The following is an 18,163-nucleotide window of genomic DNA, read 5'->3' on the forward strand; positions in this document are numbered from 1 at the left end:
TGGCGCAGTCGAGCAAGCTCGACTCTACGGCCGCGTAACCGGCGATCAGTCGCCCAGATCGGCCAGCACCTTGCGCGCGGGCGCGAAGAAGGTCACGCCGGTGACGGCGGTGGAGAAGTCCAGGATGCGGTCGTGCAGCGGCGCGGGATTGCCGATGAACATGCGTTCCAGCATCGTCTCGATCACCCACAGGCGGCGCGTGTAGCCGATGAAGTAGGTGCCGTACTCGCCACGGCCCGGCGTGGCGAACGGCATGTTGTCGCGCAGGATCTCGTGCTCGCCGTCGGCGTCCTCGATCGTGCACAGCGTCTTGTGCGACTTCTGCGCATCGGCGGGCGCGTCGTCCAGCTCGATGTTGTCGTGCTTGGTGCGGCCGATGATCGCCTCCTGGGCTTCGGTCTTCTGCGCGCGCCAGGCATCGAGGTTGTGCAGGTACTTCTGCACCACCACGTAACTGCCACCCGCGTGTTCCGGGTCCTCGTCACCGACGATGGTTGCCTCAGGCAACGACAGCCCTTCAGGGTTGGCGGTGCCATCGACGAAGTCGAGCAGGTCACGGCCATCGAAATAGCGGAAACCGGCGACGTCATCAACGGTTTCCACCGCATCGCCGAAGGCCATCAGCAGGTTGCGCTCGAACGCCACGATCAGGTCCATCGTGCGTGCACGGATGTGGTACAGCAGGTCGCCCGGCGTGGAAACCGCAGTGTGGGTCGCCCCCTTGATCTCGCGGAACGGCTTCAGTTCGCGCGGCGGCGTGCTGCCCACCAGCGGCTGCCACACGCGATGGCCGATGGCCACGTTGCAGGTGAAGGTGCGCTCGATCTCGCGGATGGCGGTGTTCTTGATCAAGTCGTCGGTACTGGCCAGCACCTCGCGTGCCTTCGCGATCGAGGCCGCGTCATCCTTCACCTTCAACACCAGGAACGCGGCCGAGTGCGTCAGCGGCGCGGTGATCTGCTGCGGCTCGTTGTCGAGCGTGTGGTTGAGGGCGGTGATCGGTGCGGGCTGGGAGTTCACGACGGTTCCTGCTGGCTTGAGGCGGGCGCATCGCGCGCGGCGATGTGCGGGCGATCATAGCGGAACCCCCCTGACAGCGACGGAGCGGTTCTCAGTTCGCCACTACGCAGAAGGGGCAGCGGGCGCGGAGGCGTCGCGCGACTATCCGCGGGTGATCTCGAACTGGACCGGCCCTTGCCACGCGATGCGCAGCGCCATGGGCCTGCCGTCACTGGCCGAGTACAAGGCGATCCTCGCCGAAAGCTACGGCAAGCCGGTGAACTGATCCTACGGCCCGGCTGCAGGCCGCTGGATCAGCCGCTCGAATACCGTACCCAGCAACTCGGCCAGCTCGTCCTCGTCGGCATCGGCAAGGGCCGGCAGCGCGATCATCTGCCGCATCACCTGGAAGCCGGAAATCATCGCCAGGATGAGCGCGGCGCGCTCGGCCCGCTGCGTGCCCTGCAGCGAGGCGGCCACGGTCTCCAGGTGATGCGCGGCGATCTTGTCGCGGCCGATTTCCGCTGCCAGTGGGCTCGATGCGGAATGGAAGGTGATCAGGAATCCGTCCATGGGCGTGGCATCGGCGCGGGTCATCTTCACCAGTGCGCGCGCCAGTGCCTTGCCCGGTTCCGGCTGGTCCATGATGCCGCCGGCAATAAGGCTGCCCTGGGTCATGGTGTCTTCCACCACCTCCGCGAACAGCTGCTCCTTCGAGCCGAAGTAGCGGTTGACCATCATCGCCGTCACCCCGGCCCCGGCCGCGATGTCACGCACTCCAGCACCGTCATAGCCGGACAGGGCGAAGGCCCGGCGTGCGGACGCCAGGATCGCCTCGCGGGTCGCTTCGGCATCACGTTGGCGGGGCTTGCGGGTGGTCGGTGCGACGGGCGTGCTCATTCGTTAAGTATACAGCTGTAGACAATCGCCGGCAACGCATGTATACAGCTGTAGACATAGCCACCCATGCCGCTGGATCCGCGTCGGGATGGCCCGCCAATCCCCCCACGTATCTGGAGAGTTCCCATGAGAACGACCGTCCTGGTGACCGGTGGCACCGGCTTCATCGCCCAGCACTGCATCCTGGCCCTGCTCGCGGCCGGCTACGACGTCCGCACCACGGTGCGCTCACTGTCGCGCGAAGCGGAGGTGCGCCAACAGCTGAAGGTCGGTGGCGCCGAGCCGGGCGATCGCCTCAGCGTGGTGGTGGCCGACCTCGGTCGCGACGAGGGCTGGGCCGAAGCCGTTGCCGGCTGCAGCCACGTGATGCACGGAGCATCGCCTACACCCACCGGCGAACAGACCAGCGAAGAACAGTGGGTGCGCCCGGCCGTGGATGGCAACCTGCGCGTCCTGCGCGCGGCGCGCGACGCCGGCGTGCAACGGGTGGTGCTGACCTCGGCCTTCGGCGCGATCTGCGCCGGCCACGGCGACATCGGCCGCCCGTTCAACGAGACCGACTGGAGCGATCTGTCCGCCGATGTCTGACTCTACCAGAAGTCGAAGACGCTCTCCGAGCGTGCTGCGTGGGACTTCATCGCGCGCGAGGGCGGTGGCCTGGAGCTCTCGGTGGTGAACCCGACCGCAGTGCTCGGCCCGGTGCTGGGCAGCGACTATTCGCACTCCATCCGCCTGGTGCGCAATCTGCTCCAGGGCCAGAAGGGATCGCCGAAGATCAATTGCGGATTCGTGGACGTGCGGGACGTGGCAGACCTGCATTTGCGTGCGATGACCCATCCGGCGGCCAGCGGCGAGCGCTTCATCGCCATCGCCGGGGACAGCCTCTGGCTGGGCGAGGTGGCAAAGATCCTGAAGCAGCGCATGGGCGCCTCTGCGGGCAAGGTCAGTACCCGTGTCATTCCCAACTGGGTGATGCGCCTGGGTGCACTGAAGGACCCGGCGCTGCGTGGCTCGATCCCACTGCTGGGCCGCACCATGAACGCAACCAGCGAGAAAGCGCAGCGCATGCTGGGGTGGTCACCGCGTTCGCGCGAGGACGCCATCGTGGCGACCGCCGAAAGCCTGATCCGGCTCGGGCTGGTGCAGAGCCCCGATCACTGAAGCCCGGGATGCCGGTAAACGCGGTGCCCATAAAAGTGAAGCCCGGCGCGAGGCCGGGCTTCGGTTGGCGTGTGGGAGAGAGAGAGAGAGTCACACGCCAGCACAACACGCACTAACGACAGGCGTTTGTTACCAGGTGAAGCGCGGGCCCACGAACCACTCGCGGTCGCCGGCCTTGGCCAGCTTCACTTCGCCACTCAGGCCCCAGTTCTGGTTGAACTTGGCGGTGGCGCCGACGCGGCCGTAGAACTCGCCGTCCGGGTTGTAGCCATGCTTCTTGCTGAAATCTTCGTAGCCGGCCATCACGTAGCCTTCCACATACGGGTTGAATGCGGTGCGCACGCCCACTTCAGTGGAGTAGCCGTTGAAGTCCAGGCCGCGCTTCTCGTCGTACTTCTGGTACGCAACGCGAGCCACCAGGTCGGTGTTCGGTGCGATGCCGTAGTTGTAGCCGACACCCAGGCGCCACTGGTCGACGTCGTTCTTGAACTTGTCGGTCTCCTGCGCGCTGTAGTCGCCGAAGATGTGGAAGTTCGGGTGCACCGCAACGGAACCCTTCACCTTCCAGCCATCGGCGTCGCCGCCCTTGGCATCGGTGTTCACGTAGCCGCCTTCAACGTAGTTGTACGACAGGCCGTCGGTTGCCGATGCAGCGAACGGCAGAGCAGCCAGAAGACCCAGGGCAAGCAGCGAATTCTTGTTCATCGGGACACACCTTTAATTATTTTGGTTTCGTCGACCGCCTCCCGGGAGGGGGAGAGAGAGGAGGCGATCGACAGGTGTGAATTATCCGTTAGGGGGTCTAATCGACCCTGAATATTGAACTGACTGGTGTATAAATATGGTTCCCGTTCAGGGAACTCGCCATGCGCCATTGGGAGCGGCCGTACTCGCGGGAAATGCGATTCCTTCGGCCATCGCATTTCCCGCAAGTGCGTTGCCCATGCGACGAACAGCCGAGTTGCTGGATGTGCGCTTCGAGGACGCTGCAGCTCTGCCTGACGCAAGCGAGGCCGCGTGTGTCTGCCAAGCGAGGATTCCCGCTTCATGCTGATGAATTGGCGGATATGAAGAGGCGCAAGGCGCTTCGATGACGTAGATCAGCTCGCCTGATCCCGCTTGTTAATGTTGGGTCAGCAGCAGGCTTCACAGCCCATCCACGTACTCAAATTGCAGCTGAAAGCGCTTGTCAGCGCCGGGAACAAACGCCGCTATATTCCAGCTTCCCCAGACGAAGGAGGGAGTGGAATGAAACTGACCTCGCAACACCTGAAGATGGCCCGTGCACTCAGCGTGGCGCTCATCGCCACCGTGAGCCTTGGCGCTTGCGCCTCATACAAGAACGAGTTTGCAACCATCAACTCGCGTCTCGATCAGCTCGACGTAAAGGTGCAGGGCGCCGCGCAGAGTGCGGAGTCCGCCAACCAGTCTGCACAGCAGGCCAACCAGCGCCTCGACCAGATCGAAGGCCGCGTCCAGCAGCTTGAAAGGGCACCCGCCGGCCGCAAGCCGCGCGGGTAACCGCTCCCTCACCCCTTGAATTGATCGACCTCAGTATCGGGAACCAGTGGCCTTCGCCGGCCACTGGCATCCTTCCAGCCGAAACTGCATTGCCAAGGAGTCGTCCCATTCGCACCTACTCCTCCCCCGCACGCCGCGTCCTGCATGCCGCACTGGTCATGGCGCTGGCCGTTGCGTGCAGCGGCGTAGCCAACGCCAGGGACAAGGACGCACCTGCACCACCGGTGGCCGCCGTTGATGAACTTCCGCCTGACCAGAACGTGTCCGAAACGGTTATCGAACTGGCCGGCTGGGTGGTCGCCAGCAAGGACAACCAGGGCTATCCATTTGCGGTCATGGACAAGGCGGCGGCGCAGGTGCTGGTCTTCAGCGGCGAGGGCAAGCTGCGTGGCGCGGCACCGGCGCTGTTCGGATCGGCCATCGGCGATCACTCCGCACCCGGCGTCGCCAAGCTGGCGCTGAGTGCGATTCCAGGCCACGACCGCACCACACCTGCCGGCCGCTTCATTGGCGGCTACGGCCCCTCCGACGATGCCGGGCGCGTGCTGTGGGTGGACTACGATTCCGCCGTATCGATGCACCCGCTGCCGCCGGGCAGTCCGAAGGAAAAGCGCGCCGAGCGGCTGGCAACACCGACCCCGGACGACAACCGCGTCACCCATGGCTGCATCAACGTCTCGCCCGCGTTCTACGAGCAGATCGTGCAGTCCACCTTCGAGAAGGGCGGCGTGTTCTACATCCTGCCGGACAAGGATTCGATCGCGAAGACGTTCCCGGAATTCGCGCAGAGCCGGGGGGATGCAAAGGACCAGGACGAAAAGGGCGCACGGCACGCGAGCAAGTAACGCGCGCTAACGAGCGCTGTCCCTGTTCTCTATGACCTGCCCGATGCTGAGTTCATTGCCACTTGGATCCGCCAGGCGGAAATCGCGCATGCCGTAGGGCCTGTCCCCGATAGGGACGACGATCGTGACACCCGATCCTTCAAGGGTCCGGTAATAGTCGTCGATACCGGATACGACCAGATAGGCGTGTGCTGCGCCTGCCGGCTTGCTCCCGGACCGTTGCGTGAGGGTGATCTCCACGCCGTCGCGGCAGACGGCAGCAATGTCGGTGGGATCACCCCACGACCACGCCAGTTCGAATCCGAGCGTGCCGCAGTAGAACGCGATTGACTCGGCAAGATGGTCTACGGACAGGATGGGAGAGATGGACTCGATCTTCATGGGCGCGAGAACCCTTCCATGTTCGGGTGTTGGCCGATCATAGCGTCCGGCCGGCCTCAGGGCCGGGCCGCTGGAACAGCGGACGAGCGCAGCCAGCGTTGGCATTGTCGATGGGTCGCCCTGGCCGCACTCCTCCGCCGGTCCCGGGTACGACTCCGCCGATCCGGACGATTTTCCCGTACGTCGCACCCACGCTCGAACCTCGATCACCAATGCGAGGTTCCAAGATGCCACACCGCTTTCCCAAGGTTGCCCGCTGGACGGCGAGGCTGGTCTTCGCCCTGCTCTGCGCCGCCGTGGCCGCCTATGCCTTCACCGTGCTGTACGGCCAGCCACACGCGGACAACCCGCTGCAGATGAAGTTCGCGGCGTCCGGCCTGGACGTACCCGCCCACCTCTTCGGCGGCGGGCTGGCCTTGTTGCTGGCGCCGTTGCAGATGAGCGGATGGGTGCAGCGACATCTCCCGCGGCTGCACCGGCTGAGCGGTGGCCTGTACGCAGGCGGCGTACTGGTTGCGGGATTGGGGGGCTTGTCACTGGCCCTGCATGCCGAGGGAGGAGCCCCTACCGGCATCGCCTTTGGCTTGTTGGCGCTTGCATGGCTGGCCACCACCGGCCTCGGCATCGGCCACGCGCTGGCCGGCAATCTCGCCAGGCACCGGCAGTGGATGTGGCGCAGCATCGCCCTCACTGCCTCTGCGGTGACGTTCCGGTTGATCCTGGGCATCGGCCTGGGCGTGCTGCATCTGCCCTTTCCCCCGGTCTATCTGGCCGCCGCCTGGGGATGCTGGGTGTTCAACCTGGCACTCTGCGAACTTGTGCTGCGCTGGCCGCGGCGACCGCCGGCCACTGCATTGTCAGCGGCTCGGTGATTGCGGGGTGCCCGCCATCGCATGGCGCTTGCGGAAGACACTGGGCGTTTCACCCAGCAGCCGCTTGAACGCCGCATTGAACGTCGATTTCGAGGTGAAGCCGCAGGCATAGGCGATGTCGAGAATGGTCCGGGTGTCAGCGCCATCGGCCAGATGGGAAGCGGCGGCTTCAATCCGCTGGCGGTTGATGTATTCCCAGAAATTCCCGCCGAAGCGGCGGTTGATCACCGCCGACACCAGATATTCGGGGTAGCCGGAGCGTCTGGCCAGCTGGCCGATGGTGAGCGCCGGTTCACGGTAGAGCTGCTGTTCGGCCATCAGCTGCGACAGGCGCACTTCAACCTCGGCAACGCGTGCATCGTCGCTGGCCGGTACTACTTCGCGGTTGGCGGGTGCCGGTTCCGCAACCGGCTCGACCAGCACGGCCGGCTGGGTGAGGCTGAAGTAGCCCATCAGGAATACCCACGCTGCAACGAGGCCGTAGATCAGCGGATAGTCGATCCAGGGAATCCTGACCAGCCATTGCGTGGTGGCAATGAGCCAGATGAGGATCTGCGAGATCGCCATCGCATCGATCCAGTGCAGCGACATCCGGTCCGCATCCGAACGCCGCCGCAGCAGGCCGCGCCGGTAGCGGCCGACCCGCAGCAGACCGGCAATGACATAGGAGAGGCTGTACGCGTACAGCACGATGTTCAGCCGCATCCATTCCAGTTCCGCGATGCCCGGCAGCGTTCGCGCCAGCATGCCCTCGGCCGGCACCAGCCCACGCAGGAAGAAGCCTGCATGCAGCGCCAGCACGATGATGAATCCCGAAAGATGCACAGCATCGCGCCAGCGTACGGCCCTGGCCTCGGTCAGGACCCTGACGTAGACATAGAACAGGCTGCCGTACAGGAACGGGAACAGGCCGACGAACCGCAGCGCCTTGGTGGGTGCCGGGTAGGACGGATCCCAGTAGAGCGCCTTCACCGCCAGATCGATGCCGATCAGCGCGATCCACATCGCCAGCACCCGGTTCGCCCCGGCATTGGCCGGCCGCCGCCACAGGGCCAGGGCAAGCAGCGCGGCCTGCGCGGCGCCAATGGCGAAGACGACGGTCCAGAAAGCCATGGAAGGAGGCCGGTCGGCAACGGGATGGGGGGGAAGCTTAGCAGCCGGTTTCCGGGCAGAAGAACAGGACGAATGGCCTACGCCCGCCCCGGCATGAGCGGACGTTCCCCGCCCGCATCACCTCATTCGCAGATCGCGCTGTCTTCCTTCAATGCGGCATCATCCAGCGGGCGGAGCTGTTCGATCTGCTCGCGCTGTTCGGCCGTAGGCTCGCCCAGCCACCACACCCGGCAGCGCGCGGTGAGGCGGCCGACCATCTTCGACTGATCGGGCGAATACAGCATCGCCAGCGCGGTGCCGGGGCAGTCGTGGGCCTGGCAGGCGGTGTAGAACCACCAGGGTTCGCCCTGAAGCACCAGCAGCTCGCCAGGCCCGCTGGGGCCGCTCAACAGGCGTTCGCGCAGCGACGGGATGTCCTTGTCGGCGGATTCGGCGGCCTGCGTTCCCTTCATCAATGCATCGAACGCGGCCAGCACCTTCGGGTCCTTGCGGCCACAATCGTCCACCGTGTTGCCGCCCACCAGGGTGAAGAAATGGGTCGCCAACGGGTTGTCCTTGCAGGTGAGCTCACGGCCGCCACCGGAGTCTTCCGGCTCGCCTTCGCTGTCCCACACCGACGGATCCACTCCGTCCTCGATGGACGGTTCACTCTCGACCACGGTGGTCGTCGCTGCCGGTGTTCCAGCGGGTGCGTCGGATGCAACCGCAGGCGCCGTTTCGACGGCCTTCTCCGGCGTCTGCCCGCAGGCCGCCAGCAGCGCGACCGTCAGTGCCATCCCTGCAGCTCGAATCTTCATTCCCTGTCCTTGTCTATCTGCGATGCATGCGCCACGCCGGCGGCAGCGTGATTCTAACCAGCGGCGCGCTAGGATGCGTTCTCCGCTCCCGTCATCGCCAGGACCTGGACGCATGCGCCGTACACGACTCGCCGTGATCTTCTGCAGTGCCCTGCTGCTGGCATCGCCGACCATCGCCCACGATGCTGAAGGCGCGAAGCCCGCACCACCGCTTCCCGATACAGCCCTGCCTGCGCCGCTGGATCGCGTGCTGCGCGACTACGAACAGGCGTGGCGCAAGGGGGATGCAAAGGCGCTCGTCCGGCTGTTTGCCGAGGATGGCTTCATCCTGCAGAGCAACCAGGCGCCGGTGCGCGGACGCAAAGCCATCGAGGCGGCATATTCCGGCCAGAGCGGCAGCCCGTTGCGGTTGCGCGCGTTGGCGTATGCCGTGGAAGGGAACGTCGGCTACATCATCGGTGGCTACACCTTCGGCAACAACGTGGGGGACACCGGCAAGTTCACGCTGACGCTGGAGCGCGTGGGCGATGGGCCGTGGATGATCTTCTCGGACATGGACAACGGCAACGCGCCGCCACGGGCGCGGTGATGGATTCCGCCGGGCATGGTCCGGCGCTACTGGGCGCCAACCAAGGTTGGCGGCTACCAGAAGCGGTTTCCGTCGTAGATCCACGCCATGCGTGGATGGGGTGCATAAAAAAAACCCCGGCGCATGGCCGGGGTTTTTCGATTCACTTGAACAGCGTGTCCGGATATTCCGGCTTCTGTTCCCGCGCCAGCAGCGCGCGCAGGCCTTCTTCCGGCGTCTGCTCGCCATGCAGCACGGCACGCACGCGGTCGGAGATCGGCAGGTCGATGCCATGGCGGCGCGCCTGTCGCATCACTTCGTCGGCGGTCTGCACCGACTCGACCACCTGGCCGATTTCGCGCACGGCATCCTGCAGCGTCTGGCCACGGCCCAGGGCCAGGCCCAGGCGGCGGTTGCGCGACAGGTCGCCGGTGCAGGTCAGCACCAGATCGCCGAGGCCGGCCAGGCCCATCAGGGTCTCAGGCTTTGCGCCGATCGCAGCGGCCAGGCGCAGCATCTCGTTGAGGCCACGGGTAATCAGGCCGGCCCGCGCGTTGAAGCCCAGCTGCATGCCATCGGCCACGCCGGTAGCCACAGCCAGCACGTTCTTCATCGCGCCGCCCAGCTCAGCACCGACCATGTCGTCGCCGGTGTAGGCACGGAATGCGGGGCCGTGCATCGCCTCGGCCACCGTCTGCGCGAACTCGGGCACGTCGCCGTGCACGGTGATCGCGGTCGGCAGGCCCTGGGTCACTTCCTTGGCGAACGACGGCCCGGTGACAACGGCCAGCGGCACGTCCTCACCCAGTACTTCGCGCGCCACCTCATGCAGGAAGCGGCCCGAACCGGGTTCGAAGCCCTTGGTGGCCCAGGCCACGCCGGCACCGGCCGGGCGCAGCGGCGCCAGCGCGCGCACGGTTTCGCCGAACGCATGCGACGGGGTCACCACCAGGATCCAGGCCGCGCCCTCCACCGCCGACGCCAGGTCGGTGGTGGCACGCAGGCTGTCCGGCAGCGGAATGCCCGGCAGGTAGCGCGGGTTCTCATGGCGCTGGTCGATGGCTTCGACCACGGCCGCGTCACGCCCCCACAGCACGGTCGGGTGACCGTGCCGTGCGAGCAGGCTGGCCAGCGCGGTTCCCCAGGAACCGGCGCCGAGCACGGCGATCTTGTCAGCGGTAGTGCTCATCCGTGACGTCGCGGCAGGAATCAGGCGTTGCCGGCCGGCTCGGAGTCAGCCAGCGACGGTGCGTCGCCCTGCTCCTGGCGCTGGCGCAGGGTTTCCGCGTACAGGCCTTCGAAGTTGATCGGCTGCAGGAAGAACGGCGGGAAGCCGCCGGCCTGGATCAGGTCGCTGACCAGCTGGCGCACGTACGGGAACAGGATGTTCGGGCACTGGGTACCGAGCAGCACGTCGATCGACTGCGGGTCCAGGCCGACCAGGCCGAACACGCCGGCCTGCTTCACTTCGGCCACGTACGCGGTGCGCTCGCCGGCCTGGCAGGTCAGGGTCACGGCCAGCACGACTTCGAAGGCGTTCTCGCCCAGGCGCTGCACCTGCTGGTTCAGGTTCAGCTGCAGCTCCGGCTGCACCTGGTCATTGAAGATGGTCGGAGCGTTCGGCGACTCGAAGGAGACGTCCTTGACGTAGATCTTCTCGACGGTGAAAGCGGGGCCGGTGGCGGCATCGACCGGCGCAGCGGCGCCGTTGGTGATCTCTTCGGACATTTCCAGTAACTCCAGGTGAATGCAATGAAAACGAGGGTCGAATTACTGCGATGGGGGCGGCATCAGGCCCATACAAGGCCGGATGCGCCACCTGCGGCAATCAGTTGCGGCCCTTGACCAGCGGCAGCTCGGCCTGCTGCCAGGCGGGAATGCCACCATCGAGCACGTAGACCTTTTCGAAACCGGCCTTCTTCAGCGCCTTGGCGGCGGTTTCCGAGGCGTTGCCGCTGCGGCACACCAGCACCACCGGCGACTGTTTGGCATTGGCTACCAGCTTGTTGTCCGGGCCGAAGGCACTGGCCTGGGCGTTGCGGCTGCCGGCGATGTGGCCCTTCTCGAAGTCACCGCTGGCCGACAGGTCGACCACCACCGTGCCGCCCGCGTTCATCAGCTGGGTCAGTTCGGCGGGTTTGATGCCCTTGAAGCCCCGGAACAGGCGGCGGATCTCGGTGACGATGATGGCCACGGTCAGGCCGACCAGGGCCGCGGACAGCATCGGGTTTCGGCCTGCAAAGGCCAGCAACTCTTCGTAATTCACTCAGGTCACGGGTCGATTAAGCGGGCGCCGATTGTCGCACAAGCCGGACGCGGCCCGTCACTGCCCCTTCCACAGGTCCGGCAGGCCGGCGGACTGCCACCAGCGCTTGGCCTCCGGGTCCCAGCGCCAGCGCTCGACCACGACCACGGTGCGCTCGGCCTGGGTGTTCTGGTTGATCACCCCGATTTCGACGCGGCGCTCGACCTCGCCCCCTTCCAGCGAGGCGCTGCTGCGCTCGCGATAGGACGACACGCGCAGCTGCGCGTAGCGGTTGAGCTCGAACTCGGTCGGCGGTTTTTCCTTGCGCAGCTTCGGGTCCAGGTAACCGATGGCATCGTCCATGCTGCCCCAGCGGATGGTCGCCCCGTAGGCGATCTGGGTCTCTTCCAGCAGCTTGCGCTGCTTGCGGCTGAGGTCGTCGGCCGAGGCCACGGCGCTGGCCAGCAGCAGGGAACAGATCAGGAACTGGATGAGGCGGCGCATCGGTGGTTTCCCCAGAACGTCAGCCTGCCATCCTACCCTTTGGCGAAGGCAACGAAGCGACCGCTGAACTCGGCGGCCGGGCGGCCGTCGGCACCGGGCTGGGTGGCGATGATGCTGATGCGGGCCTTGCGGCGCTGGCGGAAGGTATTCAGGAAGGCGTCCCAGCCGCTCGCTTCGGCGGCTTCGGCATGGGCATGCAGGTCTTCGTAGACCGGTGCCAGGTAGCGCAGGTTGCTGTCGGCCACGTAGACCTCGGCATCGTGGCCGGCCAGGCGCAGGCGCAGGCTGACCAGCGCCCAGCCGGACAGGGTCAGTACCGAGGCCAGGCTGCCACCGAAGGCGTTGCCCTTGTCGTTGACGTTGGCGGCCAGCGGCGCGGTGATGCGCAGCACGCCATCGGCATAGCCGTCGAGCTGGATCTGCATGGCGCGGACCGCTGGCATGCAGTCCAGTACGTCCTGCAGGGCGGCCAACGAGGAAGTCAGGGCATCAACGGACATCGGAGCAGCGACCACGACAACGAAGGGCCCGCATAATGCAGGCAATGGCCGACCATACGATACCCACTGGCGCCGCTGGCTCCGACGCGGCCTGGACCCTGATTTCACTGCGCCCACAAGGCCAGCATGTGGCGCTGCGCCGCGCCGTTGCTGGGCTGGGCGGGCATGTGCTGGCCCTTTCACCGTGGCGGTTGCAGCGCCTGCACGGCACGCCCGTGGTGCGCCAGCTGCAACGCGCGCTGAACTGCGATCGCGTGGTATTCACCAGCCCGGCTGCGGTTGCTGCGGCCGCTTCCCTGCTGCGGCTGGCCGAGGCGCAGCGCAGTCCGTGGCTGACGGTGGGCGAAGGCACCGCGCGCGCGCTGCAGGCACACGGCATTTCCGAGGTGCATGCACCACAGCGGATGGACAGCGAAGGCCTGCTGGCGCTGCCGGTACTGGCAAACGTGCAGGGCCTGCGCATCGGCCTGGTGACCGCGCCCGGTGGCCGCGGCCTGATTGCCGCGCAGCTGCAGGCGGCCGGTGCCAGCATCGAACGCGCCGACGTCTACCAGCGGCGCCTGCTGCGCCTGGCGCCGCGCACGCTGGCGCGACTGGCGCATTCAGCCTTTCCGTGGGTGCTGGCGGTCAGCAGCGGCGAAGCGCTGCAGCATTTCTGGCAGCAACTTCCAACCGCATTGCAGCAGCGCCTGCAGGCGCACGCGACCGCGGTGGTGGCCAGTGATCGCCTGGGTGAACAGGCGCGGGCGCTGGGCCTGCAGCACGTCGTGCGCGCGGCCGGCCCCACCACCGCACAGCTGGTGGCGGCTGCACACGCCACGCTCACCGTCCCGGCAGCGACCTGAACAGGGACGTGGGTCACGCTTGCCGCTGTCGTCGGCAACAGTGATGCTGTGCACAACGCGGCCTGCCGGTCCCCCCACCGGCGACGTTGCCGACAAGGAAGCCCGATGAACGACACTCCGCCCGTTTCCCCACCCCGTCGCTCCGCACGCTGGCTGCTGCCGCTGGCCGGTGTGGCCGTGCTCGGCGCGGGCGGCTACGCGGGCTGGTACTTCTGGCAGCAACAGCAGAGCGAACAGGCGGCGCAGGCGCAGACCACCGCGGTGCAGCTGCAGGGCCTGGAGGCCACGCTGGATGCGCTGCGCCGCGACCAGCGCGCAACCAGCCAGCGCCTGCAGGACGCGGCCGCCACCAACCGCGTACTGCGCGACGAGATGCTCGGCCTGTCCCAGCGCAGTGCACTGCTGGAAGAAAACCTGGCCAAGCTGGCCGACAGCGCCAATCAGGGCCGGCAGGCGGTGCAGCGCGACGAGGCCGAGTTGCTGCTGACCCAGGCCGCGCAGCGCCTGAACTACGCCGACGATGTGGATGGCGCACGCCGCCTGTATGCCCAGGCCGCCACTGCGCTGGCCGATCTGCCCGACAGCGATGGCCTGAACCTGCGCCAGGCGCTGGTGCAGGAACGCGATGCACTGGATGCGCTCGGCGCCGGCCCGCGCGTGCAGTCGTTGCAGCGCCTGGATGCATTGGCCAAGGCCTTGCAGGGGCTGCCCTCGCAGGTGACCGGCAACGCTGCGCCGCCTGCCGCCAGAGCCTGGTGGCAGGCCACGCTGGCACCGTTCGTGGACATCACCCCAAGCCGCCAGAACGGCCCGCTGACGGCTGCCGAACGCCGCAATGCCGACGATGCGCTGCAGCTGGAACTGACCCTGGCACGCGCCGCGATCGAGCGCGGCGACCGCGCTGGCCGTGATACCGCGTTGGTACGCGTGGAGCATTGGGCGCAGCGGCGCTGGCCGGATTCACCGGCCCTGCGCGCGCAACGTGCTGAACTGAAGACCTTGCGCGAGCTTCCGCTGCAGGCCAGCAACACCGTTCTTGGCAGCACCCTGCAGCAACTGCGCACCCAGACCGACCGGAGGTAATCCCGCATGAAACCCCTGCAATCCCTGGTCGTGCTGTTGCTGGCCGTGGCCATCGGCGTGGTCGCCGCGCAATGGCTCGGCGCCGATGACCTCAACCGTTTCGGCGAAGTGATCCTGCGTTACGGCGGCTATGACTACCACAGCAACCTGCCGAAGGTCGCGTTGCTGGCGGTGATCGCGGTACTGGTTCTGTGGCTGCTGTGGAGCCTGATCGCCGCACCGTTCCGGGCCTGGGGCCGTTACCGCCGCAAGCAGGGCCGGGTGCGCCTGATCGACGGCCTGCAGGCTTACGAGCACGGCCAGTGGCAGCGTGCGGAGAAGCTGCTGGACGGCGCCGCCAAAGACCCCGAAGTGAGCGCAGTGGCGCTGGCCAACGCCGTGCGCAGTGCGCAGGCACGGGCCGACGGCCCTGCCGGCGAAGCACTGCTGCAGCGCCTGGGCGAAAGCGATGCCACCCTGCAGGCGCTGCTGCGTGCCGAACAGCTGCTGGCGCGTGATCTGCCGGTGGATGCGATCAACGCGCTGGACGTGGCCGCGATCCAGCCGCTGCCGCCGCGTGGCCTGTGGCTGCGTACCGAGGCACTGGCGCAGGCCGGGCGCGCACACGAGGCCTATGGGCAGCTGGGCGCGCTGCGGCAGAGCAAGGTACTGCCGACCGACGCCAGCAGCGAACTGGAAGCACGCCTGGCAGCGCAGGCGCTGCTGGAAGCGGCCGACGTCAACGCGCTGGCCGCGCAGTGGGAGGCCACGCCGAAGGCACTGCGGCCGACGCCGGACGTGGTGGGCGCCTATGCCAGCCGAGCGGTGGCCCTGAACTGGGATGAGCCGGCACTGCTGGCGCTGGAACAGGCGCTGGACCAGCGCTGGGATGATGAACTGGTGGCGCTGTATGGCCGCCTCCCGGCCGAGCGCCTGGCCACCCGACAGGCCAACCTGCAACGCTGGCGCAACGTGCATGACGGCTCGGCCGCGCTGCGCCTGGCGCAGGGCCGCGTAGCACTGGCGCAGCAGCAGTGGGATGCCGCCGACGCGTTCCTGCATGAGGCGATCGCCAGTGGCGCCGGGGCACCGGCATGGGAAGCGCTGGGTGAACTGTTCGCCCAGCGTGGCGAGCACGCACTGGCCGCGCAGTGCCTGGCCAATGCGCTGCGCCTGCAGCGCGGCGAAGACAGCGTGGCGCTGGTACGCGGCAACGAAACGCCGCCGCGTGCGACGGTGGAAGAGCAGCCGATCGTGGTGCAGCCGCCGGTGTATGACGCCAATGAAGAGCGCGACGAGTTCGGTAATCCCCGATTGCCGTAAGCATGGCTGAGGTGTGCCGACCAACGGTCGGCACCCTCCGGAGAAAAAAACGCCGCCCGATGGGCGGCGTTTTCATGTGTGGAACCCGGTAGTCGCCAACCTTGGTTGGCGCTCTGACATCTTCCGAACGATGACATCGCATGGCCGACCAAGGTCGGCATCCACCAAAGCAGATCCAGCGCGCATTCCCGGTAGTCGCCAACCTCGGTTGGCGTGCTGTTGCAGCGATCAGCGTTCGACGATCGCCACCACGCCCATGCCGCCGGCGGTGCAGATCGAGACCAGCGCGCGGCCGCCGCCGCGTTCGGCCAGCTGCTTGGCGGCGGTGGCGATCACGCGTGCGCCGGTAGCGGCGAACGGGTGGCCGGTGGCCAGCGACGAGCCCAGCAGGTTGATCTTGTCCGGGTCGATGCGGCCCAGCGGTGCATCCAGGCCCAGGCGGTTGCGGCAGTAGTCCTCGCTCTCCCACGCACGCAGCGTGCACAGCACCTGCGCGGCGAAGGCTTCGTGGATCTCGTAGATGTCGAAGTCCTGCAGGGTCAGGCCATTGCGCTTGAGCATCTCCGGCACGGCAATGGTCGGTGCCATCAGCAGGCCTTCGCCATGCACGAAGTCCACCGCCGCCACGTGTGCATCGCGCAGGTAGGCCTGCGGCTCGTGGCCGTGCGCGCGTGCCCACTCTTCGCTGGCCAGCAGCACCGCGGCGGCACCATCGGTCAACGGCGTGGAGTTGGCGGCGGTCAGCGTGCCGCGGCCGGACACCTTGTCGAACGCCGGCTTCAGCGTGGCCAGCTTTTCCAGCGATGTATCCGGGCGCAGGATGTTGTCACGCTCGACACCACGGAACGGGGCGATCAGGTCGTTGAAGAAGCCGCGCTCATAGGCCGCGGCCAGCTTCTTGTGCGAGGACACCGCCCACTCGTCCTGCGAGTCGCGCGAGATGTTCCATTCCTTGGCCATGTCCTCGCAGTGGTCACCCATGCTCTTGCCGGTGCGCGGCTCGGCCACGCCCGGGAATTCGGGCTTCAGTTCGGAGAACTTGAAGCCGGCGGTGAGCGCGCGGATCTTGTCGCCGGTGCTCTTGGCACGGTTGGCGGCCAGCAGGCGCGCGCGCAGCTTCTTGCCATAGACGATCGGCACGTCGGAGGTGGTGTCCGAACCACCGCCGATGCCCGATTCGATCTGGCCCAGCGCGATCTTGTTGGCGACGGTGATGATGCTGTCCAGCGAGGTGCCGCAGGCGCGTTGCAGGGTGATGCCCGGGGTCAGCGGCGACAGGCCGGAGGACAGCGTGGCTTCGCGGCCCAGGTTCCAGTCGCTGGAGTGCTTGATCACCGCACCCATCGCCACTTCACCGAGCTGCTGGCCATGCAGGCCGAAACGTTCGACCAGCGCGCCCAGCGTACGGACCGACATGCCGAGGTTGCCGACATCCGAATACGCGGTGTTCTGGCGGCAGAACGGAATGCGGACGCCACCGAGGATGGCGACGGGACGAGCGTTGGGCATGGAGATACCTGGCATGGATGAGGGTGTCTGCAACATGGCCTGCACGACGGAGCAGGCATAATGGAGCCAAGTGTAGCTGCCGCCCTGTGATGGGCCAACCGTGGAACCATGAGCAAACCCGACCCCGCGATGAATGCCCTTGGCGTGCTGGCCCTGGAACTGGCCGGCGGCGAAATCCCCCGCCAGGCGGTACTCAGCGCCGAACAGGCCGGTGAACTGGCCGAACGCGTCGGCCGCGACCTGTCCAAGCTGGTGCCGCAGGTAGCCGAGCTGGACCTGGTGTTCGCCGCCGCGCATTTCGACCCGGCCGAAGTACTGCGCCCGGGCTGGCCGATCCACCGCCGCCTGGAAGAACTGCAGATGCGTGCGCCAGGCCGCAACCAGGGCCCGCGCCTGCTGGCGTTCGGCACCGATGCCAACGGCGACGTGCCGCTGCCGTTCCAGGCCGATGCCAGCCTGGTGGGCGGTGGCCTGCGCGTGGTGCCGTTCCTGCTGACCGGCAGCGATGTGGCCACCACCAACGCGGTGGCCAATGCGCTGGAGGAAACCCTGCTGGCCAATGGCATGGCGCACGCCGATACCGCATTGATGGCGCAGAACACCTTCGGTGCCCGCATCGAGCACGCGCGCTATTTCACCGTGAACGACCTGGCCGCGATGATGTCGATGCAGTACGACAACCAGGGCCTGGCCGCGCTGTGGCCGCTGATCGAGACCGCGATCATGGCGCCGGGCGAGGACGAATGGCTCAACGCCGCGCCCGAGCCGCTGCTGCGCTACACCCATGGCGAGGCGCGCATGGCGCTGTTCGATCCGGCCGGCTGGTGCGCGCACTACAACCACGGCAACAACGACTGCGACCGCCTGAAGGGCATCTACGAGCAGTTCCTGATGCGCCAGCGGCAGATGGCCGCGGTGCTGGAAGCGCACGGCGTGCCGGTGTTGTTCGTGCACTGCGAGGCCGGGCAGGACGCGCGCGAGCTGCTGGCGCGCTGATGGTAGTGGCGGGGGCGGGGGG

General features: G+C 67.0%; 20 protein-coding genes and 1 pseudogene. 9 read left to right on the forward strand and 12 right to left on the reverse strand.

What is annotated here, in order from left to right; all coding sequences use genetic code 11:
- Positions 1 to 45: 45 nt before the first annotated feature.
- Entirely contained in the window at positions 46 to 1,020 is a 975-nt protein-coding gene (locus QRO93_RS11010; RefSeq protein ID WP_164086772.1) for a Dyp-type peroxidase, read from the reverse strand.
- 267 nt (positions 1,021 to 1,287) lie between these two features.
- Complete coding sequence (locus QRO93_RS11015; RefSeq protein ID WP_053448471.1) at positions 1,288 to 1,899, reverse strand: TetR/AcrR family transcriptional regulator; 612 nt, start codon at positions 1,897 to 1,899, stop codon at positions 1,288 to 1,290.
- Positions 1,900 to 2,025: 126 nt separating this feature from the next.
- On the opposite strand from QRO93_RS11015, the pseudogene QRO93_RS11020 reads away from it, so the two are divergent.
- Positions 2,026 to 3,060: pseudogene (locus tag QRO93_RS11020) on the forward strand (SDR family oxidoreductase).
- 129 nt (positions 3,061 to 3,189) lie between these two features.
- On the opposite strand, the gene QRO93_RS11025 reads toward QRO93_RS11020, so the two are convergent.
- Positions 3,190 to 3,765, reverse strand: a complete 576-nt coding sequence (locus QRO93_RS11025) for an Ax21 family protein (protein WP_004153562.1) — start codon at positions 3,763 to 3,765, stop codon at positions 3,190 to 3,192.
- A gap of 543 nt (positions 3,766 to 4,308) precedes the next feature.
- On the opposite strand from QRO93_RS11025, the gene QRO93_RS11030 reads away from it, so the two are divergent.
- Both QRO93_RS11030 and QRO93_RS11035 read left to right on the forward strand, forming a co-directional pair.
- Positions 4,309 to 4,581 (forward strand): hypothetical protein, encoded by a 273-nt coding sequence (locus tag QRO93_RS11030; RefSeq protein WP_053448469.1) that lies wholly within the window; start codon positions 4,309 to 4,311, stop codon positions 4,579 to 4,581.
- A gap of 158 nt (positions 4,582 to 4,739) precedes the next feature.
- Positions 4,740 to 5,426, forward strand: coding sequence for a L,D-transpeptidase (locus QRO93_RS11035; RefSeq protein ID WP_180878710.1), 687 nt, complete (start codon positions 4,740 to 4,742; stop codon positions 5,424 to 5,426).
- 6 nt (positions 5,427 to 5,432) lie between these two features.
- Here QRO93_RS11035 and QRO93_RS11040 read toward each other — a convergent pair whose 3' ends face one another.
- Positions 5,433 to 5,807, reverse strand: a complete 375-nt coding sequence (locus QRO93_RS11040) for a VOC family protein (protein WP_180878711.1) — start codon at positions 5,805 to 5,807, stop codon at positions 5,433 to 5,435.
- A 227-nt stretch (positions 5,808 to 6,034) separates the two neighbouring features.
- On the opposite strand from QRO93_RS11040, the gene QRO93_RS11045 reads away from it, so the two are divergent.
- Positions 6,035 to 6,679, forward strand: a complete 645-nt coding sequence (locus QRO93_RS11045; protein ID WP_180878712.1) for a DUF2306 domain-containing protein — start codon at positions 6,035 to 6,037, stop codon at positions 6,677 to 6,679.
- Here the strand turns inward: QRO93_RS11045 and QRO93_RS11050 are convergent.
- Both QRO93_RS11050 and QRO93_RS11055 read right to left on the reverse strand, forming a co-directional pair.
- Complete coding sequence (locus QRO93_RS11050; protein ID WP_164086766.1) at positions 6,665 to 7,792, reverse strand: AraC family transcriptional regulator; 1,128 nt, start codon at positions 7,790 to 7,792, stop codon at positions 6,665 to 6,667. The two genes, QRO93_RS11045 and QRO93_RS11050, sit on opposite strands and share 15 nt — an antisense overlap.
- A 122-nt stretch (positions 7,793 to 7,914) precedes the next feature.
- Complete coding sequence (locus QRO93_RS11055) at positions 7,915 to 8,589, reverse strand: Ivy family c-type lysozyme inhibitor (RefSeq protein WP_180878713.1); 675 nt, start codon at positions 8,587 to 8,589, stop codon at positions 7,915 to 7,917.
- A gap of 112 nt (positions 8,590 to 8,701) precedes the next feature.
- Here QRO93_RS11055 and QRO93_RS11060 point away from each other — a divergent pair, with 112 nt between their 5' ends.
- Positions 8,702 to 9,178: a DUF4440 domain-containing protein gene (locus tag QRO93_RS11060; RefSeq protein WP_180878714.1), complete on the forward strand. Its 477-nt coding sequence runs from the start codon at positions 8,702 to 8,704 to the stop codon at positions 9,176 to 9,178.
- 142 nt (positions 9,179 to 9,320) lie between these two features.
- Here QRO93_RS11060 and QRO93_RS11065 read toward each other — a convergent pair whose 3' ends face one another.
- The 5 genes from QRO93_RS11065 to QRO93_RS11085 form a co-directional block, all read right to left on the reverse strand.
- Positions 9,321 to 10,346: an NAD(P)H-dependent glycerol-3-phosphate dehydrogenase gene (locus tag QRO93_RS11065; RefSeq protein WP_053448462.1), complete on the reverse strand. Its 1,026-nt coding sequence runs from the start codon at positions 10,344 to 10,346 to the stop codon at positions 9,321 to 9,323.
- 20 nt (positions 10,347 to 10,366) lie between these two features.
- Positions 10,367 to 10,885, reverse strand: a complete 519-nt coding sequence (gene secB / locus QRO93_RS11070) for a protein-export chaperone SecB (protein WP_004153553.1) — start codon at positions 10,883 to 10,885, stop codon at positions 10,367 to 10,369.
- Between the two features lie 100 nt (positions 10,886 to 10,985).
- Entirely contained in the window at positions 10,986 to 11,423 is a 438-nt protein-coding gene (locus QRO93_RS11075) for a rhodanese-like domain-containing protein (protein ID WP_004153552.1), read from the reverse strand.
- Positions 11,424 to 11,480: 57 nt separating this feature from the next.
- Entirely contained in the window at positions 11,481 to 11,906 is a 426-nt protein-coding gene (locus QRO93_RS11080; RefSeq protein ID WP_004153551.1) for a hypothetical protein, read from the reverse strand.
- Positions 11,907 to 11,938: 32 nt separating this feature from the next.
- A complete protein-coding gene (locus QRO93_RS11085; RefSeq protein WP_004153550.1) occupies positions 11,939 to 12,406 on the reverse strand; it encodes a YiiD C-terminal domain-containing protein in 468 nt (155 codons plus the stop codon).
- A gap of 35 nt (positions 12,407 to 12,441) precedes the next feature.
- On the opposite strand from QRO93_RS11085, the gene QRO93_RS11090 reads away from it, so the two are divergent.
- The 3 genes from QRO93_RS11090 (at position 12,442) to QRO93_RS11100 (ending at position 15,636) form a co-directional block, all read left to right on the forward strand.
- Complete coding sequence (locus QRO93_RS11090; protein WP_053448461.1) at positions 12,442 to 13,251, forward strand: uroporphyrinogen-III synthase; 810 nt, start codon at positions 12,442 to 12,444, stop codon at positions 13,249 to 13,251.
- Positions 13,252 to 13,356: 105 nt separating this feature from the next.
- The gene (locus tag QRO93_RS11095) at positions 13,357 to 14,334 is read left to right on the forward strand and encodes a uroporphyrinogen-III C-methyltransferase (RefSeq protein WP_164086762.1); all 978 of its coding nucleotides are present in this window, start codon (positions 13,357 to 13,359) and stop codon (positions 14,332 to 14,334) included.
- A gap of 6 nt (positions 14,335 to 14,340) precedes the next feature.
- Positions 14,341 to 15,636 (forward strand): heme biosynthesis HemY N-terminal domain-containing protein, encoded by a 1,296-nt coding sequence (locus tag QRO93_RS11100; RefSeq protein ID WP_180878715.1) that lies wholly within the window; start codon positions 14,341 to 14,343, stop codon positions 15,634 to 15,636.
- A gap of 228 nt (positions 15,637 to 15,864) precedes the next feature.
- Here the strand turns inward: QRO93_RS11100 and QRO93_RS11105 are convergent, their stop codons facing one another.
- Complete coding sequence (locus QRO93_RS11105) at positions 15,865 to 17,160, reverse strand: acetyl-CoA C-acetyltransferase (RefSeq protein ID WP_005420942.1); 1,296 nt, start codon at positions 17,158 to 17,160, stop codon at positions 15,865 to 15,867.
- 93 nt (positions 17,161 to 17,253) lie between these two features.
- On the opposite strand from QRO93_RS11105, the gene QRO93_RS11110 reads away from it, so the two are divergent.
- Positions 17,254 to 18,141: a hypothetical protein gene (locus QRO93_RS11110; RefSeq protein ID WP_053448458.1), complete on the forward strand. Its 888-nt coding sequence runs from the start codon at positions 17,254 to 17,256 to the stop codon at positions 18,139 to 18,141.
- The last annotated feature ends 22 nt before the right edge of the window (positions 18,142 to 18,163 follow it).

The organism is Stenotrophomonas maltophilia group sp. Smal17 (assembly GCF_030237045.1).
GTDB classification, from domain to species: domain Bacteria; phylum Pseudomonadota; class Gammaproteobacteria; order Xanthomonadales; family Xanthomonadaceae; genus Stenotrophomonas; species Stenotrophomonas forensis.

What these genes read in the sequence shown, in the direction of transcription:
- QRO93_RS11015 (WP_053448471.1), bottom strand. Translation starts at nt 1,899, where the DNA reads ATGAGCACGCCCGTCGCACCGACCACCCGCAAGCCCCGCCAACGTGAT.
- QRO93_RS11025 (WP_004153562.1), bottom strand. Translation starts at nt 3,765, where the DNA reads ATGAACAAGAATTCGCTGCTTGCCCTGGGTCTTCTGGCTGCTCTGCCG.
- QRO93_RS11030 (WP_053448469.1), top strand. Translation starts at nt 4,309, where the DNA reads ATGAAACTGACCTCGCAACACCTGAAGATGGCCCGTGCACTCAGCGTG.
- QRO93_RS11035 (WP_180878710.1), top strand. Translation starts at nt 4,740, where the DNA reads ATGGCGCTGGCCGTTGCGTGCAGCGGCGTAGCCAACGCCAGGGACAAG.
- QRO93_RS11040 (WP_180878711.1), bottom strand. Translation starts at nt 5,807, where the DNA reads ATGAAGATCGAGTCCATCTCTCCCATCCTGTCCGTAGACCATCTTGCC.
- QRO93_RS11045 (WP_180878712.1), top strand. Translation starts at nt 6,035, where the DNA reads ATGCCACACCGCTTTCCCAAGGTTGCCCGCTGGACGGCGAGGCTGGTC.
- QRO93_RS11050 (WP_164086766.1), bottom strand. Translation starts at nt 7,792, where the DNA reads ATGGCTTTCTGGACCGTCGTCTTCGCCATTGGCGCCGCGCAGGCCGCG.
- QRO93_RS11055 (WP_180878713.1), bottom strand. Translation starts at nt 8,589, where the DNA reads ATGAAGATTCGAGCTGCAGGGATGGCACTGACGGTCGCGCTGCTGGCG.
- QRO93_RS11060 (WP_180878714.1), top strand. Translation starts at nt 8,702, where the DNA reads ATGCGCCGTACACGACTCGCCGTGATCTTCTGCAGTGCCCTGCTGCTG.
- QRO93_RS11065 (WP_053448462.1), bottom strand. Translation starts at nt 10,346, where the DNA reads ATGAGCACTACCGCTGACAAGATCGCCGTGCTCGGCGCCGGTTCCTGG.
- secB (WP_004153553.1), bottom strand. Translation starts at nt 10,885, where the DNA reads ATGTCCGAAGAGATCACCAACGGCGCCGCTGCGCCGGTCGATGCCGCC.
- QRO93_RS11080 (WP_004153551.1), bottom strand. Translation starts at nt 11,906, where the DNA reads ATGCGCCGCCTCATCCAGTTCCTGATCTGTTCCCTGCTGCTGGCCAGC.
- QRO93_RS11085 (WP_004153550.1), bottom strand. Translation starts at nt 12,406, where the DNA reads ATGTCCGTTGATGCCCTGACTTCCTCGTTGGCCGCCCTGCAGGACGTA.
- QRO93_RS11090 (WP_053448461.1), top strand. Translation starts at nt 12,442, where the DNA reads ATGCAGGCAATGGCCGACCATACGATACCCACTGGCGCCGCTGGCTCC.
- QRO93_RS11095 (WP_164086762.1), top strand. Translation starts at nt 13,357, where the DNA reads ATGAACGACACTCCGCCCGTTTCCCCACCCCGTCGCTCCGCACGCTGG.
- QRO93_RS11100 (WP_180878715.1), top strand. Translation starts at nt 14,341, where the DNA reads ATGAAACCCCTGCAATCCCTGGTCGTGCTGTTGCTGGCCGTGGCCATC.
- QRO93_RS11105 (WP_005420942.1), bottom strand. Translation starts at nt 17,160, where the DNA reads ATGCCAGGTATCTCCATGCCCAACGCTCGTCCCGTCGCCATCCTCGGT.
- QRO93_RS11110 (WP_053448458.1), top strand. Translation starts at nt 17,254, where the DNA reads ATGAGCAAACCCGACCCCGCGATGAATGCCCTTGGCGTGCTGGCCCTG.